This window comes from Kocuria rhizophila (assembly GCF_003667225.1).
GTDB lineage: Bacteria > Actinomycetota > Actinomycetes > Actinomycetales > Micrococcaceae > Kocuria > Kocuria rhizophila.
This window is the reverse complement of the sequence record NZ_RCOM01000009.1, coordinates 1-17,149: the sequence shown is the minus strand read 5'-3', so window position 1 is coordinate 17,149 and position 17,149 is coordinate 1. Positions and strand designations below refer to the sequence as shown.

Sequence of the window (17,149 nt, the reverse complement as noted above, 5' to 3'; positions counted from 1 at the left end):
TCGTGGGGCGGTGTGCTCAGCCGAGGACGGCGCGGGCGGTCCGCTCGTCCGTGACCAGGTGGGAGACGAAACCCGCCTGCAGGACTGCGCGCAGCACGGGCACCTTGGCGGCCCCTCCGGCCACGCAGATCCGGATCTCCTTGCGGCGCAGCGCCTCCAGGGGGATGGACACGGTGCGTTCGTCCAGCTCGGGGACGGCCACCCGGCCGTGCTCGTCGATGAAGTGTGAGCACAGGTCGCCCACGGCGTCGCGCGTGACCCCGGCGCGTTCGGAGGGTGTCAGGACGTCCCTCATGAGCAGGGGAGAGTCCTCCGGCACCGATCCCACGGTGAAGATCGCGGTGCGTGCGCTGCGGCCCAGGTCCAGGACGTACTTGATGCTCCGGTCCTGCTCCACCACCTGCCTGACCTCGGGGCTGTCGAAGAGCATGGGCAACGGCAGGGTGTGGGGGTAGGCGGAAAACGCGGCGCACAGCAGCCGGATCGTCTCGTGGTGGCCCACGAGCGGTGAGGCCAGGCTGCTGCCGCCCTTGAGCTGGACCATGTGCACCCCGCTGCGCGGCTGGGGCGTCAGCGCCTGGGCCACCGCCCGCATGGTCCGGCCCCACGTGATGCCCACGAGATCGCCGTCGGCCACGTTCTCCTCGAGCACCTGGGCACCCATGCCGCCGAGCTCGTGCAGCAGCTCCTCGTCCGTGTCCGCCGCGGCCACCACGCGCGCCTGCGCGAGGCCGAAGCGCTCGCACAGCTGCCGGCCCACGTCCGAGGACACGGCGCGGGGATCGCGGATCTCGATGCTCACGAACCCCCGGTCCTTGGCGTGCTGCAGCAGCTTGGACACCGTGGGCCGGGAGATCGACAGCTTCCGGGCGATGTCCGCCTGGGGCAGGCCGCGCTGGTAGTACAGCCGCGCCACGTCCAGGGACTGGGCGTCCCGTGAGCTCAGCTCCACGCGTCGAGCTCCCGTCCGGGGAGGGAGCCGGTCACAGGCCCATGATCACGCCGACGAGCGCGGCGTTGAGCATGTTGGTGAGGAAGCCGGCGAACAGGGCGAACATGCCCAGCTGGGCCACGTCCGCGCGCCGGTCCGGTGCCAGCCCGCCGAACGAGCCGATCTGGATGGCGATCGACGACAGGTTGGCGAAGCCCGCCAGGGCGAACGTGGTGATCAGCACCGACTGGGGCTGCAGGTCCGGGATGGCCGGGCCGAAGGACGTGTAGCCCACGAACTCGTTGAGGATGGTCTTCTGGCCGATGAAGTTGCCCACCTGTGCGGCGTCCTCCCACGGCACGCCGATGGCCCAGGCGAGCGGTGCGAAGAGGATCCCGAACAGGCCCTCGAGGGACCAGCCCTCGAAGCCGAAGAGCGAGCCGAACCACTCCAGACCGCCGGACACCATGGCGATCAGGGCGATGAAGGCGATGAGCAGGCAGCCCACGATCACCGCGATCCTGCCGCCGCTCAGGGCGCCGTTGCCGATGGCGTCGATGAGGTTCTTGGACTCGGTGTCCTTCACCTTGAGCGTGTTGACCGACGCCACGGACTCCTCGGTCTCCGGCATGAGGGCCTTGGCGATCAGCAGGGAGCCGGGAGCGTTCATCACGGAGGCCGCGAGTAGGTAGGGCAGCGGCGCGCCCAGCAGCGAGTAGCCCACCAGGGTGGAGCCCGCCGCGGCGGCGAAGCCACCGGTCATGCACGTGAACAGCTCTGAGCGGGTCAGCTTGCTCAGGTAGGGCTTGATCACCAGCGGAGCCTCGCTCTGCCCCAGGAAGATCACCGTGGCCGCGAACACGGACTCCACCTTGGAGGTTCCCATGATCTTGTTCAGCGCCGTGCCCACGACGTGGACGAAAACCTGGATCACCCGCAAGTAGTACAGGCCACCGATGAGCGCGCCCAGGAAGATGATCACGGGCAGGACGCTCAGCGCGAAGACGAAGCCGTTGTCCTCGCTGACCAGCCCGCCGAAGACGAACATGACGCCCTCGTTGGTGAAGCTAATGAGCTTCTGGATCAGGTCCGAGACCCACTTCAACGCCGCGTAGCCGGCTTCCCACTTGAGGATCAGCAGCGCGACCCCCGCCTGCAGGGCGAGCCCCACGCCCAGCGTGCGCCACTTGATGGCGTGCCGGTGGCGGGAGAACAGGATGATGATGCCCAGGATGAGCGCAATGCCCACCAGGCCCTGGAAACGGCCCACGGTGACCCCAGCTTTCGTTGTCCGGCACGGCGGCGACGGTGCCGCAGCGTGCACATTTGTCAAAACTATAAGTGCCAGAATTTCCGAATCGACGCATAGGATGGAGAACGAGTCGTGTCGCGGGCGCGCACCCGCACCAGCACGGCGCCGCATCTACACGAGGGAGTGAGCACGATGGTCGAATCGTTCGACGCCGTTGACGTGATCCGCATGAAGAGGGATCGCCAGACGCTGTCCCCTGAGGCCATCGACTGGGTGATCGACGCCTACACCCGCGGTGTGGTGGCGGACGAGCAGATGTCCGCCCTGGCCATGGCCATCTTTCTCAACGGCATGGACCGCACCGAGATCTCCCGGTGGACGCAGGCCATGATCGACTCCGGCGAGCGCATGAACTTCCAGGCGCTGTCCCGGCCCACCGCGGACAAGCACTCGACCGGGGGCGTGGGGGACAAGATCACGCTGCCGCTCGCCCCGCTGGTTGCGAGCTTCGGGGTGGCGGTGCCGCAGCTCTCGGGCCGCGGGCTGGGCCACACGGGCGGCACCCTGGACAAGATGGAGGCCATCCCCGGGTGGCAGGCGGATCTGTCCAACGAGCGCATGATGGAGATCCTGGACACGGTGGGCGCGGTGATCTGCGCGGCCGGCAGCGGCCTGGCACCCGCGGACAAGAAGCTCTACGCGCTGCGCGACACCACCTCCACGGTGGAGTGCATCCCCCTGATCGCGTCCTCGATCATGTCCAAGAAGATCGCCGAGGGCACGGGTGCCCTGGTGCTGGACGTCAAGACCGGCCCGGGCGCGTTCATGAAGCTCGAGCAGGACGCCCGCGAGCTCGCGCGCACCATGGTGGACCTGGGCAAGGACCACGGCGTGAACACCGTCGCCCTGCTCACGGACATGTCCCGCCCGCTCGGACGCACGGTGGGCAACGCCCTGGAGGTGCGCGAGTCCGTGGAGGTGCTCGCCGGGGGCGGGCCCAGCGACGTCGTGCGCCTGACCGTGGCGCTCGCGCAGGAGATGCTCGCCGCGGCCGGTGTGAAGGACGCGGATGTGGAGGCCGCGCTGCGCGACGGCCGGGCCATGGACTCCTGGAAGAAGATGGTGGCCGCTCAGGGTGGCGACCCGGAGGCCCCGCTGCCCGTGGCGAAGCACACGCAGGACGTGCTGGCCGAGACGGACGGCGTGCTCACCGAGATGGACGCGATGTCCGTGGGCGTGGCGTCGTGGCGCCTCGGCGCGGGCCGCGCCCGGCAGGGGGACCCCGTGCAGGCCGGTGCCGGTGTGGAGATCCACGCGGTGCCCGGCGAGCGGGTCACCCGTGGGCAGAAGCTGTTTACCCTGCACACGGACACCCCGGAGCGCTTCGAGCGCGCGCTGGAGTCCCTGACCGGCGGCGCGACCATCGACCCCGACGCCGCGGACGGCACCGGCGCCCGCGAAGACGTCGTCATCGACAGGATCGACTGAGTCAGCGCCCCGCACTGCCGTGCCCGCGGCGTGCTCCACGACCGTTGCCGGTGCGGACCGCACGGCAGCCCGAAACCACTGAGGAGAACCACATGATCACCCGCGCAGAGCTGGCCGCCATGGTCGACCACACCCTGCTCAAGCCCGAGTCCACCGCCCAGCAGGTCGCGGACCTCGCCCGCGAGGCCGCTGACCTGGGGGCCTACTCCATCTGCGTCTCGCCGTCCCGTCTGGACGTGGAGCTTCCCGAGGGCGTGAAGCTGGCCACCGTGTGCGGCTTCCCCTCCGGCGCCCACCCCTCCGAGGTCAAGGCCGTGGAGGCCGCGGACTCCGTGGCCCAGGGCGCGGACGAGGTGGACATGGTCATCAACCTCGGTCTCGCGATGGACGGCGACTGGGACGGCGTGCAGGAGGACATCGAGGCCGTGCGTGCCGCGTGCCCCGAGCCCACCGTCCTGAAGGTCATCATCGAGTCCGCGGCGCTGGACGACGAGCAGATCGTGGCCGCGTGCCGGGCTGCCGAGGCCGCCGGGGCGGACTTCGTGAAGACGTCCACGGGCTTCCACCCCGCCGGCGGCGCGAGCGTGGAGGCCGTGCGGCTCATGGCCGAGACGGTCGGCGGCCGCCTGGGTGTGAAAGCTTCGGGTGGCATCCGCACCACGGAGGCCGCACTGGCCATGATCGACGCCGGGGCCACCCGCCTGGGGCTCTCCGGCACGGCTTCTGTACTGGAAGGACTGGATTCCTGATGAACACGCAGCTGGCAGATCGCGTCCAGCAGTGGCTGGAGCACGACCCCGACGAGCGCACGCGCGCCGAGCTGAGCGCGCTGCTGGAGAAAGCACGGGGCGGGGACGACGCCGCCGCGGCGGACCTCGAGTCCCGCTTCGAGGGGCCCCTCATGTTCGGCACCGCCGGGCTGCGCGCCGCGGTCGGTGCGGGGGAGTCCCGCATGAACCGCGCCGTGGTGATCCGCGCGAGCGCCGGGCTGGCCTCGTTCCTCGTGGACCGCGTGGGCTCCGAGCCCCTCGTGGTGGTGGGCTGCGACGCCCGGCACGGTTCCGAGGACTTCGCCGCCGATGCCGCCGCGGTGTTCGCCGCGGCCGGCTGCCGGGCGGTGCGCCTGCCCGCCCAGCTGCCCACGCCGCTCGTGGCCTACGCCGTGCGTGAGCTCGGCGCGGACGCCGGTGTGATGGTCACGGCCTCCCACAACCCGCCCGCGGACAACGGCTACAAGGTGTACCTCGGTGCCCGCGCCGTGGCCGGCGACGACGAGATGGGCGTGCAGATCGTGCCGCCGGACGACGCCCGGATCGCCGAGCGCATCGCGGCCGCCCCTTTCGCGGACGAGGTCCCCCGCGACCCCGAGTCCGTGACCAGCGCCGAGGACTCGGTGCTGGACGGCTACGTCCGCCGCGCCGCCTCCCTGCGGGCCGGCGCGGGCGAGGGCCAGGAGATCCGGATCGCCCTGACGCCCATGCACGGCGTGGGTCTGGGCACCGCCCTGCGCGTCCTGGACGAGGCCGGCTTCCCGAACGTCTCGGTGGTGGCCGAGCAGGCCGAGCCGGACCCCGACTTCCCCACCGTGGCGTTCCCCAACCCGGAGGAGCCCGGCGCCATGGACCTGCTCATGGCGCTCGCGGCCCAGGAGGACGCGGACGTGGCCATCGCCATGGACCCGGACGCCGACCGCTGCGCGGTGGCCATCCCCACCGGCGCAGGCACCGGGGACCCGCTGCGCGACTGGCGCCGTCTGAGCGGCGACGAGATCGGGGCCCTGCTCGGCGAGGACGCGGCCTCCGACCCCGACCGCGCGGGGGACACCCTGGCGTGCTCGATCGTCTCCGGTCGGCTGCTGGGGCGCATTGCCGAGAACCACGGGCTCTCCTTCCGCCAGACCCTCACGGGCTTCAAGTGGATCGCCCGCACCCCCGGGCTGCGCTTCGGCTACGAGGAGGCGATCGGCTACTGCACCGACCCCACCGCCGTGCGCGACAAGGACGGGGTGTCCACCGCGGTGCGCGTCGCCTCGCTGGTCGCCCGGCTCAAGGAGCGCGGCACCACGGTCCAGGACGAGCTGGACCGGCTGGCCCACATGCACGGGCTCTTCGCCACGGCACCGCTGACGTTCCGCGTGGCGGACCTCTCGCTCATCACCCGCGGCATGCAGCGGCTGCGCGAGAACCCGCCCACGGAGCTCGCGGGGTCCCCGATCGCGGAGTTCGTGGACCTGGCCAAGGGCAGCCCCGAGCTGCTGCCCACCGAGGGGATCCTCATGCGCACCGAGGCCGACGACCGCGTGATCGTGCGACCCTCCGGCACGGAGCCCAAGCTCAAGTGCTACCTGGAGGTCGTGCTCCCGGTGCTGGACGACGCCGTGGTCCCGCGGGAGGACGCCGCCCACCGGCTGCAGCAGATCAGCACGCAGCTGCGGGAGGTCGTGGGTCTGTGAGTTCCGGGCCCGGCGCCGCCTCCCCGGGGCGGTGACCGCAGCCCACGACGAAGCCCCTGTCACCTGGCGATCCAGGGGACAGGGGCTTCGTGCTGCGCGGAAGGTAAGGGATTTGAACCCTTGGTACGGGTTTACCGCACACTGGTTTTCAAGACCAGCTCCTTAGGCCGCTCGGACAACCTTCCTTCGCCCGGTCCCGCACGGGGCGGTCTCGGACAAGTGGCCATTATTCCACGCGGCGCGCACGGGGTGCCACCGTGCCGGCCCGGGGACGACGCCGCTCCGCCGCCTCCCACGGGGCGGTGCGGCTGTCCGCCAGGCGGGAACAGCGGCGTCGTCCCCTGGCGCGGGCGGCGGCACCGGCGGGAGGATGGGCACGAACGAGCCGACGAGCGAGAGGAAGCAACCATGCGAGCCGTACGAGATCTGCGGTCCGGTGGCCCCGAGGTCCTGGAGGTCACCGAGGTGGCGGAACCGGAGCTGACCCCCGGTGGGGTGCTGATCGAGGTGACCGCCGCCGGGCTGAACCGCGCGGACATGCTGCAGCGGCAGGGCCACTACCCGGTGCCCGAGGACGCCACGGACGTGTTCGGTCTGGAGGTCTCCGGGACCGTGCTGGAGCTCGGACAGGAGGTGCCGGAGACGCTGGGCTTCGCCGTGGGGGACCGCGTGGTCGCGCTGGTGGACTCCGGGGGCTACGCCGAGCGCGCGGTGGCTCCGTGGGAGCAGGTGCTCCCGCTGCCCGACGGCGTGGACCCGGTGGCTGCCGCGGGACTGCCGGAGGTTGCCGCCACGGTGTTCTCCAACGTGTTCATGGCCGCCGCCGCGCGCGAGGGGGAGACCCTCCTGGTGCACGGCGGTGCGGGTGGGATCGGCACGCACGCGATCCAGGTGGCGCGGGCCCTGGGCATGCGGGTGCTGGCCACCGTGGGCAGTGCGGAGAAGGCCCGGGTGGTGGAGGAACTGGGCGCCACCGCGATCAGCTACCGGGACGAGGACTTCGTGGTCCGCGCCCGGGAACTCACCGACGGTCGCGGGGTGGACGTGATCCTGGACGTCGTGGGCGCCAAGTACCTCGAGCCCAACCTGCGGGCGCTCGCCGCGAACGGGCGCATAGTGGTCATCGGGATGCAGGGCGGGGCCAAGGGTGAACTGGACGTGGGCCTGCTGCTGCAGAAGCGTGCCGCGCTCATCGGCACCACGCTGCGGGCACGCCCCGCCACGGAGAAGGCGGCGATCATGGCCGCGGTGCGTGAGCACGTCTGGCCGCTGCTGGCCTCCGGTGCCGTGCGGCCCCTCGTGTCCCGCACGTTCCCCCTCGACCAGGTGCGTGAGGCCCACGAGTACTTCGACAGCGGCTCCCACGTGGGCAAGGTGCTGCTGAGCATGTGACGCGCGCGGCGCCGGGCGGGGCCACCTGGGCGGGCGCGTGGCGCGGCTCGCATACAATCGTGCGCACCATCACACGCGTTTTCCAGCGTGCTGGCACGACGTTCGGAGCCTTCCCCATGAGCACCACACACCACCAGGCGGCGGGAGCACCCCGCCCGGCGGACGAGAGCCACGCCGGTCTTCCGCCCAACCACGTGGACCCCGAGGTCCTGGACCGCGAACAGACCCGGTGGACCCCGTTGCGGATCGCCCTGTGGGTGGGCGTGGCCCTGCTCGGTGGGGTGGCCTGGTCCATGATCGCGTTCGCGCGCGAGGAGTCCATCAACGCGATCTGGTTCGTGTTCGCGGCCGTGTGCAGCTACTTCATCGCGTACCGCTTCTACTCCAAGTTCATCGAGATGAAGCTGACCCGGCCGGACGACCGGCGCGCGACCCCCGCGGAGTACCACGCCAACGGCAAGGACTACATGCCCACGGACCGGCGGGGGCTCTACGGACACCACTTCGCCGCGATCGCGGGGGCGGGACCGCTCGTGGGACCCGTGCTGGCCGCGCAGATGGGCTACCTGCCGGGGACCATCTGGATCATCGTGGGCGTCATCCTGGCCGGCGCGGTCCAGGACTACCTGGTGCTGTTCTTCTCCATGCGCCGGGGCGGGCGCTCCCTCGGGCAGATGGCCCGTGAGGAGCTGGGCGTGGTCGGTGGCTACGCCGCGATCGTGGCCACGCTCGCGATCATGGTCATCATCGTGGCCATCCTGGCCCTCGTGGTGGTCAACTCGCTGGGCGAGTCCCCGTGGGGTGTGTTCTCGGTGGGGATGACCATCCCCATCGCCCTGTTCATGGGCGTGTACCTGCGCTACCTGCGCCCCGGCAAGGTCATGGAGATCTCCGTGATCGGCTTCGTGCTCCTCATGGCGGCCATTGTGGGCGGCGGCTGGGTGGCGAACACCGAGCTGGGCGTCCAGCTGTTCACCCTGGACCGGGTCACCCTCGCGTGGTGCGTGATCGGCTACGGCTTCGTGGCCGCCGTGCTGCCCGTGTGGCTGCTGCTCTCCCCGCGCGACTACCTGTCCACCTTCATGAAGGTGGGCACCATCGCGCTGCTCGCCGTGGCCATCGTGGTCGTTCGGCCCGAGATCACCACGCCGGCCGTCAGCGAGTTCGCGAGCCGCACGGACGGGCCGGCCTTCACGGGCTCGCTGTTCCCGTTCCTGTTCGTGACCATTGCGTGCGGAGCGCTGTCCGGCTTCCACGCCCTGATCGCCTCCGGAACGACCCCCAAGATGATCGAGAAGGAGCGCCAGGCGCGGTTCGTGGGCTACGGCGGCATGCTCATGGAGTCCTTTGTGGCCATCATGGCGCTCGTGGCCGCGGTGTCGATCGACCGCGGCATCTACTTCGCCATGAACGCCTCTCCCGCCGCCACCATGGGCACCGTGGAGGGCGCGGCGGCCTACGTGAACTCCCTCGGGCTCTCCGGCGTGCACGTGACCCCCGAGATGCTCCAGGGGACGGCGGACGCGGTGGGCGAGGAGTCCATCGTCTCCCGCACGGGCGGCGCCCCCACCCTCGCGGTGGGACTGGCCCACATCATGAACCAGTGGTTCGGCGGAGCCTCCATGATGAGCTTCTGGTACCACTTCGCCATCATGTTCGAGGCGCTGTTCATCCTCACGGCGGTGGACGCCGGGACCCGCGTGGCCCGGTTCATGCTCACCGACACCCTGGGCAACTTCTTCCCCAGGTTCCGGGACGCGAACTGGCGCGCCGGAGCGTGGCTCACCACCGCGGTCATGGTCGCGGGCTGGGGTTCCATCCTGATCCTGGGCGTCACCGACCCCCTCGGCGGGATCAACACGTTCTTCCCGCTGTTCGGCATCGCCAACCAGCTCCTGGCGGCCATCGCCCTGGCCGTGTGCCTCGCGATCGCCGCGAACATGGGGCGGTTCAAGTACCTCTGGATCATCCTGCTGCCGCTCGCGTTCGACGTGGTGGTCACGGTGACCGGTTCGTGGCTGAAGATCTTCTCCTCGGACCCCAAGGTGGGGTACTGGGCCAGTCACTTCGCGGTCAAGGACGCCCTGGAGCAGGGCAGGACCAGCTTCGGGACGGCCAAGGACGTCGCGGCCATGGAGGCGGTGGTCCGCAACACGTTCGTGCAGGGCAGCCTGTCCATCCTGTTCGTGGTGCTCACGATCATCGTGGTGGTGATGGCCGTGGTGGAGACGGTAAAGGCCCTGCGGGGCCACCAGCGCCGCACGCGCGAGGACCCCTTCGTCGAGTCGCGGATCTACGCGCCGTCGGGGCTGATCGCCACCCCGTCCGAGAAGGCGCTCGAGAAGCAGTGGGCGGCCCTTCCGCTCGAGCTGCGCACCCCCACGGGCGGAGGCCACCACTGATGCCCGGGGCCGAGGAGGCGGAGCTCACCACGCGCGGTGTGCTCGTGTCCTGGTGGCAGCGCGCGCTGCGCTTCGGCAACGGTGTGCTGGGCGCGGACAAGTACGAGCGCTACCTCGAGTACCACCGGGCCACCGGGAGTGCTGCGGCTCCCATGACGGAGCGGGAGTTCTGGCGCGACTACCAGGACTGGCAGGATGCGCACCCCGAGGGGCGGTGCTGCTGAGGGGATAGCATGGACCGCTGCCGGCGGACACGGGAAAGAGGCTTCGGTGGGATTCTTCGGTGAGTACAGGGCCACGCGCCGTGACGAGCGCGAGCTCGGGGAGGGCGTATGGCGCCGCGCGCACGACCGCTTCAAGCGGGGCCTGGACCGGTACCACCAGATCCTCGAGTCCGTGCGGGACCCCGAGCTGCGGGAGGCCGCGGTCCCGGTGGCGAACGACCTCGCGGACCTGCTGCCGCGGGTGCGTGCCGTGTGCACGGAGGCCCACCTCCGTGCCCCGTCCCAGACCCAGGACATTCCGCACTCCTCGTCCGGCTACCTCTCGGACGTCCACCGCCAGCTCTCCCGTGCCGGCAACGCCATGGCACAGACCGCGGAGGCTCTAACCATGGCGCGTTTCGCCGCCCAGGGCACTCAGCGCTCCGGGGCTCCCGACTCCGCGGAGGGTGACCGGGGTCCCGGAGCTGCCGGCTCTGCGGAGGGCGCGCGGGTCCCCCGGCAGGGGCTGTCCGCGGGGGGCGACGCCGCCGGGGCCATGCGGCGACCCGACGCGCCGAGCCCGGGGGTCGGCTCCGTCCAGCGCCGCTTCGCGGTGGTACAAGAGCACGTGGATTCGGCGGAGTCCCTCTTGGCGGCCCACCAGGGAGATCGAGCCGCACGCTGAGCGGGCGGCCGCCGAGGGCATCCCTGGACTGCGGTGAGCCGAACGACCGGTCGGGCAGAGACGCGCCGAGCGGCGTTGGGCGGGCGGGCACTCCAGGTGCTGGCCAGGGGCCGTGGAGAGGTCTGCCGGGTTGTGTCCGGGCGGTGCCCCGGGACCCCTCCAGCCCTCGACCGTCTCCGGTCACCGGAAGCGTCTCCGGGGCACCGGTGTGTCCCCTGTGGTGGACCTTGCGGCCGCCTGAGCCGCACCGTCCTGGTCGCAAGTTTATAAAACACCGTTGTGCCACGGTAGGCCTGCGCGGGATTGTTGCCGCCCCCGGTGCGTTCGCGGTGCTCATAGACTGAAGGGTGTAGCGGTGCCGACCCGAGGAGAACCATGCCCCAGCGGACGCAGAGCCCGTCGCCCAAGCCGGCCACTGTCGACGACGGCGTCCTCGTCCGCCAGGGTCTCAGCTCGGACGCCGTTGCCGAGCGGATCGCCCTCGGACTGACCAACGCGTCCTCCAGCACCACGTCCCGCAGCGTGTGGGCCATCGTCCGCACCCACGTGTTCACCCTCTTCAACCTGGTGCTGGGGCTGTGCGCGGCGGTCATCATCGCACTGGGCCGGTGGCTGGACCTGCTGTTCTGCCTGGCCGCGGTGAGCAACGTGGTGATCGGCTTCGTCCAGGAGTACTCCGCCAAGCGGCAGCTGGACAGGATCGCCCTGCTGCGCCGGGACCCCGCGCGGGTGCTCCGCGACGGTGCCACCGTTCGGATCCCCCTCGAGGAGATCGTGCTGGACGACGTCCTGCTGCTCTCCCGCGGGGACCAGGTCCCGGCGGACGCCGTGGTGCTCGAGGCGGACGGCCTGGACCTGGACGAGTCGCTGCTCACGGGGGAGAGCGACCCCGTGGTCAAGCGCCGGGGGGACCAGGTGTTCTCCGCCTCGAGCGTCACGGGCGGCGCAGGGAAAGTACGGGTCACGGCCGTGGGGGAGGCGTCCCACGCCTCCAGACTTGCCACCGAGGCCAGGCAGTTCGCCCCCATCAACTCAGAGCTGCGGGCCTCGCTGGCTCGCGTGGTGCGGTGGCTCACCATCGCGCTGCTGCCGATCGTGGCCGTGGTGCTCAACGGGCAGATGCTGGCCGCCGGCGGGTGGCAGCACGCGTTCACCTCGGGGGGCTGGGCGGACGCCCTGGTCGCGGCCGTCTCCTCCGTGGCGTCCATGATCCCGCAGGGTCTGGCGCTCATGACCACCATCAGCTTCGCGGTGGCGGCCGTGAAGCTCGCCCGTGACGAGGTGCTGATCCAGGAGCAGCCCGCGGTCGAGGTGCTCGCCCGCGTGGACACCGTGTGCTTCGACAAGACCGGCACGCTCACGGAGGGCGGGGTCTCGTTCGACGCCGCCCGCAGCCTGACGGCCGGGGCGCGCCCGTCTCCCGGCGGCGTCGGCGAGCGCACCGCCGCCACGCCGGACCGTGGCCGCGCTGACCGTGCTCCCGGGCGGAGCGCCGCCTGCGAGGCGACCACCACAGCCTGCACCGCGGCGTCGACGTCTGCCGGGGACAGGCCCGACGGCGTCACGGGACGAGAGGCCACCGACGTGGTGACGCCCGAGCCCGACGCCGCGGCCGCGCTCGCGTGGTTCGGAGCGGACCCGCACGCGAACCCCACGGCGGCCGCGCTCGCCGAAGGCTTCGAGCACCCGAACCCGCTGCCGCCGGTGGCCGTGCTGGCCTTCTCCTCCGCCAACAGGTTCTCCGGCGTGGAGTTCCCGGACAGCGGGGCCTGGATCCTGGGTGCCCCGGAGGTGCTGCTCGCGGCGCCGGAGCACGACGCGGCGCGGGGGCACGCGCACGCCCTGGCGGCCGCGGGAATGCGCACCATGGTGCTCTCCCACGCGCCCCATCTGCTCCTCGCGGACGAGGGCGGGGCGGACGAGAAGCCGCGCGCCGCGCAAGTGCTGCCCCCCGGGCACGAACCCCAGCTGCTGCTGACCTTCTCGGAACAGGTGCGCTCGGACGCACGGCAGACCCTCGAGTACTTCCGGGAGCAGGGTGTGGACCTGAAGGTGCTGTCCGGGGACAACCCCGCCACGGTGGCGGCGGCCGCGGCCACGGCCGGGATGGACGTCTCCCACGGGGCCGTGGACGCGAGCACGCTGCCGGAGGACGGCGAGGAGCTGCACCGCGCCGCGCTGGAGCACAGCGTGTTCGGCCGGGTGTCACCCCACCAGAAGAAGAACATGGTGCTCGGACTGCAGCAGAGTGGGCGCGTGGTGGCCATGACGGGTGACGGGATCAACGACGCCCTGGCCCTCAAGCACGCGGACCTGGGGATCGCGATGGGCAACGCCGCGCCGGCCACCAAGGCCGTGTCCCGCCTCGTGCTGCTGGACGGGCAGTTCTCCCGGCTGCCCTCGGTGCTGGGCGAGGGGCGCAAGATCATCGCGAACATCGAACGGGTCACCAACCTGTTCCTCACCAAGACGGGCTTCGCGGTCATGATGGGGCTCGCGCTCGGGCTGCTGGCCTGGACCTTCCCGTTCCTGCCGCGTCAGTACTCCACCGCGGATGCGCTGATGATCGGCATACCGTCCTTCGTGCTCACGATGCTTCCGAACCCCCGCCGCTACGTCCCCGGGTACCTGCGCCGGGCCCTGCACTTCGCGCTGCCGAGCGCGGCGATCGTGACGCTCTGCGTGGTCGGTCTGAACTTCTACGAGCGCACCGTGGATCCCGCCCACAGCACGGAGGCGTTCCAGACCGCCAGCTTCATGGTGCTCGTGCTCGTGGGCCTGTGGGTGCTGTGCGTGGGCTCCCGGCCGCTCACGCCCGTGCGCCTCGCGCTGGTGCTGGCGATGTACGCAGGGCTCGTGCTGGTCCTGGTGGTGCCCCTCTCCCTGGCGTACCACCAGTTCGAGCTGCCCCACGAGTCGTTGTTCTGGGCGTCGCTGGCGATTGCGGTGGCGGGTTCCGTGCTCGTGGAGATCAACTTCCGGGTGCACACGCGGTGGCTGCGGCGCACGCAGCGGGAGGCGTACCGGGCGGCGGAGAACGCGCAGCAGTAGCACCGTGCTCACCGAACACGCAGAACGGGCGGCCCCGAGGAATCCTCGGAACCGCCCGTTCTGTGGCCGCGGAAAAGCTGCCCGGGGCCGTGTGGAGCCGCCTGCCGGAATCGAACCGGCGACCTATTCATTACGAGTGAATCGCTCTACCGACTGAGCTAAGGCGGCGTGACCGGGATGCGGACACCCCAGATGCACGCCGAAACAGTATCAGATGCCGGTCAGGCACCACCAATCACGCCCTGCGCGGCGAGCTCAGCTCTGCTCGCACACGGTGCCCTCGTCCGGCAGCCGGCCCCGGAGGAAGTAGTCGTCCACGGCGTCCGTGATGCACGAGGAGCCGGAGGTGTAGGCCGTGTGGCCGTAGCCGTCGTGGGTCAGCAGACGGGCGTCCCCGAGCTGATCGGTCAGGGACTCGGCCCAGGCGTGGGGCGTGGCCGGGTCGTGGGTCGTGCCGATGACCATGGCCGGGGTCTCCACGTCCGCGCGGTAGTCCTCGAGCGGGGTGACGGGCTCGTCCGGCCAGCCCTGGCACGCCGCGGCCCCGTAGCCCAGGTAGGGGCCGAACGTGGGGGTCTGCTGAGCCATGTCGCGGGCAGCCCGCGCCATCTGCTGGTCCGTGACCTCTGCGGAGGAGGTGTCCAGGCAGCTCACCGCGGTGAAGGCCATGGACACGTTGGAGGTGTACTCCCCGGAGGGGCTGCGCCCGTGGTTGGAGTCGCTGAAGGCCATCAGGGCGTCGTAGGTCCCGTCGAAGGCCTCCTGCAGCGCGGAGTTCAGCTGGGAGTAGCCGGTGGTGGAGTACAGGGGCACCAGGATCCCCTCGATCGCGTTCGTGGCGGTCACGGTGCGCCCGTCCGACGTCTTGGCGTGCCCCTCGGAGACGGTGGCCAGCATGTCCTGGATCCGGGAGATCCCCGCGTCCACGTTCGCGCCGGCCACCGCACAGTCCTTGGTGGTCTCCTGGCAGTCGGCCACGAAGTGGCGCAGGTTGTTCTCGAATCCCTTCGCCTGCGCGAGTGCTGCGGACTGCTCGTCCAGGATGGGGTCCACCGCGCCGTCCAGCACCATGCGTCCGGTGCGGGCGGGGAAGAGGTGGGCGTACGTGGCACCGATCTCCGTGCCGTACGAGAAGCCCAGGTAGTGCGTGGTGGGCTGCTGCAGCACGGCCCGCAGGACGTCGAGGTCCCGGGCCACGCTCTGGGTGTCCATGTGGGACACCACGGCCGAGGAGTTCTGGTGGCACTTCTCCCCGACCTCCCGGGAGCTCGCCCGCAGCTCGTCGAGAGACTGCTTCTCGGGGTCGAACGCGGGTTCGGAGCGCCACGCATCCATCTCACGGTCCGTGAGGCACTCGATGCCGTCCGAGCGGTCCACCCCGCGCGGGTCGAAGCCCACGAGGTCGTACTCCCTGCGCATGTCCTTGGAGGAGAAGTAGTCCGCGGACGCCATCATGTCCACGCCCGAGCCACCGGGGCCACCGGGGTTGAGGAACAGGGTCCCGGCGGCGTCCCCGTCCGAGGCCTTCAGCCGCGCGATCTCCACGGTGGTGTCGCCGGCGTCCGGTCGGGCGTAGTCCACGGGCACCGTGACGCCGGCGCACTCCAGGCCCCGGGGGAACTCCTGCTGCTCGGAGGTCTTCTCGCACTCGCCCCACTGCGGGGTCTGCGTGTAGAACCGCGTCAGCGCAGGATCCGTGCCGGCCGCGAACTTCGGGTCTGCGCTGCCGGTGGCGTCGGACGCCCCGGTTCCCCCGCTCGAGCACGCGGACAGGGACAGCGCGGCCGCGCACAGCAGGACGAGCGCGCGGTGGGAAAGTCTGCGGTTCACGGGGTCCTCTCGGCGGTCAGACGATGGAGACCATCATGGCCTCGAACGCCAGCTGCGCGCTCACGTTCGTGCGGATCCTCCGGCGCGTCTCACTGATCACGTCGATGGTGTGCAGCGTCTGCTCCGCGGCTGTGTTGGTGGCGTAGCCGCGGATCTGATCACTCAGGTGCACGTTGATCAGGGGCATCCCGGTGTCCAGCTGCACGCTCAGCACGTCCCGGTAGAACGTGGTGAGGTCGATCAGGAACCGGTCCAGGGTGTCGGTCTGGATCCGGCGGGAGCGGCGCTTCTGATCCGCCTCCAGCCGGTTGAGGGCCCCCCGGATGGCGGGAGGAACCCGACCCGTCTCGGGGGCGCCCAGGGACACGAGCAGCTGGGCCCGCTCCTCGTCGTTGCGGGCCTCCGCGTCCGCCGCGGACTCGTCCACGGCGAGGCGGTGCAACCGGTCCGCCGCGCGGACGGCCTGGGTGACCCCGCGCATGGACAGCGGGAGGGAGACGACCTCCTGCCGGCGGGTGCGGGCGTCGTCGTACAGGGCGAGGCGCGTGGCCACGCCCACGTGGCACTGGGCGAGCCGCGCGCACTCCACGGCCCGCTCCTCGGTGACGCCGTGGCGGGCCACGAGCAGCCGGGCGACGTCCTCGGGGGAGGGGACCTTGAGGGTCACGGCGCGGCACCGGGAGCGGATGGTCACGAGCACGTCCATGGGGGAGGGTGCGCACAGCAGCCAGATGGTGTGCGGGGGCGGCTCCTCGATGCTCTTGAGCATCACGTTGGAGGTGCGCTCCGTCATGCGGTCGGCGTCCTCCACGATCATGATGCGCCAGGAGCCCACGGACGGCCGGTCCTGAGCCCGCACCACGAGCTCACGGGCCTCCTCGATGCTGATCTGGGGGTTCTCCGTGACGAAGTTGGTGACGTCCGCGTGGGTGCCGGCGAACGCCGTGCGGCACGCGTGGCACTGCCCGCACCCGGTGCCGTGCTCGCACAGCAGCGCGGCCGCCAGCGCGCGTGCTGCGGTGGAGCGGCCCGAACCGGGTGGGCCCGTGAACAGCCAGGCGTGGGTGGGCTCGTTGTCCCGCGCGGCGCGCTGCAGCTGCTCCACCACGCGGGGCTGCCCCACGACCTCGTCCCACACGCTCACAGTGCGCCTCCCGGGGTTCCGGGCAGCAGCGGCGCCACGCGAGCTGCCACCGCGCGCGTGATCGCCTCGACGGGCTCGGCCGCGTCCAGCACCAGGTACCGCTCGGGGCTGCGGGCGGCCAGCTCGAGGAACGCCGCGTTCACGGCGTGGTGGAAGGCGCGGTCCTCGGCCTCCATGCGGTCCACGGCCACGCCGCGGTGGAGGCGTCGGGACTCGGCGGTGGCCGGGGCCACGGCCAGGACCACCGTGAGCTGCGGAACCAGTCCCTGCAGGGCCCAGTGGTTCAGCTCGAGCACGTGCTCGGTGCCCAGACCCCGCC

At 71.2% G+C, this 17,149-nt stretch carries 13 protein-coding genes and 2 tRNA genes; 8 read left to right on the top strand and 7 right to left on the bottom strand.

Annotated features, from left to right (window positions below; genetic code table 11):
- Nucleotides 1–16: 16 nt before the first annotated feature.
- Both D9R02_RS02875 and D9R02_RS02870 read right to left on the bottom strand, forming a co-directional pair.
- Nucleotides 17–952: a sugar-binding transcriptional regulator gene (locus D9R02_RS02875; protein WP_121566297.1), complete on the bottom strand. Its 936-nt coding sequence runs from the start codon at nt 950–952 to the stop codon at nt 17–19.
- A gap of 31 nt (nt 953–983) precedes the next feature.
- Entirely contained in the window at nt 984–2,201 is a 1,218-nt protein-coding gene (locus tag D9R02_RS02870) for a NupC/NupG family nucleoside CNT transporter (RefSeq protein ID WP_019310515.1), read from the bottom strand.
- Between the two features lie 174 nt (nt 2,202–2,375).
- On the opposite strand from D9R02_RS02870, the gene D9R02_RS02865 reads away from it, so the two are divergent.
- The 3 genes from D9R02_RS02865 (at nt 2,376) to D9R02_RS02855 (ending at nt 6,123) form a co-directional block, all read left to right on the top strand.
- Nucleotides 2,376–3,671, top strand: a complete 1,296-nt coding sequence (locus tag D9R02_RS02865) for a thymidine phosphorylase (protein WP_121566296.1) — start codon at nt 2,376–2,378, stop codon at nt 3,669–3,671.
- 92 nt (nt 3,672–3,763) lie between these two features.
- Nucleotides 3,764–4,420 carry a deoxyribose-phosphate aldolase gene (deoC, locus tag D9R02_RS02860; protein ID WP_039101062.1) on the top strand — a complete coding sequence of 219 codons (657 nt, stop codon included), beginning with the start codon at nt 3,764–3,766 and terminating at the stop codon, nt 4,418–4,420.
- A complete protein-coding gene (locus D9R02_RS02855; RefSeq protein WP_070636679.1) occupies nt 4,420–6,123 on the top strand; it encodes a phospho-sugar mutase in 1,704 nt (567 codons plus the stop codon). The genes deoC and D9R02_RS02855 overlap by 1 nt, the downstream gene beginning before the upstream one ends.
- Nucleotides 6,124–6,220: 97 nt before the next feature.
- On the opposite strand, the gene D9R02_RS02850 is transcribed toward D9R02_RS02855, so the two are convergent.
- Nucleotides 6,221–6,308, bottom strand: a tRNA-Ser gene (locus D9R02_RS02850).
- A gap of 223 nt (nt 6,309–6,531) precedes the next feature.
- Here D9R02_RS02850 and D9R02_RS02845 point away from each other — a divergent pair.
- From D9R02_RS02845 to D9R02_RS02825, 5 genes are all read left to right on the top strand, one after another.
- Entirely contained in the window at nt 6,532–7,515 is a 984-nt protein-coding gene (locus D9R02_RS02845; protein ID WP_070636680.1) for an NAD(P)H-quinone oxidoreductase, read from the top strand.
- Between the two features lie 116 nt (nt 7,516–7,631).
- Nucleotides 7,632–9,917, top strand: a complete 2,286-nt coding sequence (locus D9R02_RS02840) for a carbon starvation CstA family protein (protein ID WP_121566295.1) — start codon at nt 7,632–7,634, stop codon at nt 9,915–9,917.
- Entirely contained in the window at nt 9,917–10,141 is a 225-nt protein-coding gene (locus tag D9R02_RS02835) for a YbdD/YjiX family protein (protein ID WP_039101066.1), read from the top strand. The genes D9R02_RS02840 and D9R02_RS02835 overlap by 1 nt, the downstream gene beginning before the upstream one ends.
- Nucleotides 10,142–10,187: 46 nt before the next feature.
- Nucleotides 10,188–10,805, top strand: a complete 618-nt coding sequence (locus D9R02_RS12320; protein WP_039101067.1) for a hypothetical protein — start codon at nt 10,188–10,190, stop codon at nt 10,803–10,805.
- A 375-nt stretch (nt 10,806–11,180) separates the two neighbouring features.
- Entirely contained in the window at nt 11,181–13,856 is a 2,676-nt protein-coding gene (locus tag D9R02_RS02825; RefSeq protein WP_121566294.1) for an HAD-IC family P-type ATPase, read from the top strand.
- Between the two features lie 92 nt (nt 13,857–13,948).
- Here D9R02_RS02825 and D9R02_RS02820 read toward each other — a convergent pair.
- From D9R02_RS02820 to D9R02_RS02805, 4 genes are all read right to left on the bottom strand, one after another.
- A tRNA-Thr gene (locus tag D9R02_RS02820) sits at nt 13,949–14,024 on the bottom strand.
- Between the two features lie 87 nt (nt 14,025–14,111).
- A complete protein-coding gene (locus D9R02_RS02815) occupies nt 14,112–15,686 on the bottom strand; it encodes an alpha/beta hydrolase (RefSeq protein ID WP_121566293.1) in 1,575 nt (524 codons plus the stop codon).
- A gap of 16 nt (nt 15,687–15,702) precedes the next feature.
- The gene (locus D9R02_RS02810) at nt 15,703–16,830 is read right to left on the bottom strand and encodes a DNA polymerase III subunit delta' (protein WP_121566292.1); all 1,128 of its coding nucleotides are present in this window, start codon (nt 16,828–16,830) and stop codon (nt 15,703–15,705) included.
- Nucleotides 16,827–17,149: dTMP kinase (locus tag D9R02_RS02805; RefSeq protein ID WP_369007866.1), on the bottom strand; the 323-nt coding region annotated here is incomplete at its 5' end. The genes D9R02_RS02810 and D9R02_RS02805, both read right to left, overlap by 4 nt.

Bases quoted from the DNA above. Each gene is read 5' to 3' on its own strand.
- D9R02_RS02825 (WP_121566294.1), top strand. From the start codon at position 11,181: ATGCCCCAGCGGACGCAGAGCCCGTCGCCCAAGCCGGCCACTGTCGAC.
- deoC (WP_039101062.1), top strand. From the start codon at position 3,764: ATGATCACCCGCGCAGAGCTGGCCGCCATGGTCGACCACACCCTGCTC.
- D9R02_RS02865 (WP_121566296.1), top strand. From the start codon at position 2,376: ATGGTCGAATCGTTCGACGCCGTTGACGTGATCCGCATGAAGAGGGAT.
- D9R02_RS02835 (WP_039101066.1), top strand. From the start codon at position 9,917: ATGCCCGGGGCCGAGGAGGCGGAGCTCACCACGCGCGGTGTGCTCGTG.
- D9R02_RS02855 (WP_070636679.1), top strand. From the start codon at position 4,420: ATGAACACGCAGCTGGCAGATCGCGTCCAGCAGTGGCTGGAGCACGAC.
- D9R02_RS02840 (WP_121566295.1), top strand. From the start codon at position 7,632: ATGAGCACCACACACCACCAGGCGGCGGGAGCACCCCGCCCGGCGGAC.
- D9R02_RS02845 (WP_070636680.1), top strand. From the start codon at position 6,532: ATGCGAGCCGTACGAGATCTGCGGTCCGGTGGCCCCGAGGTCCTGGAG.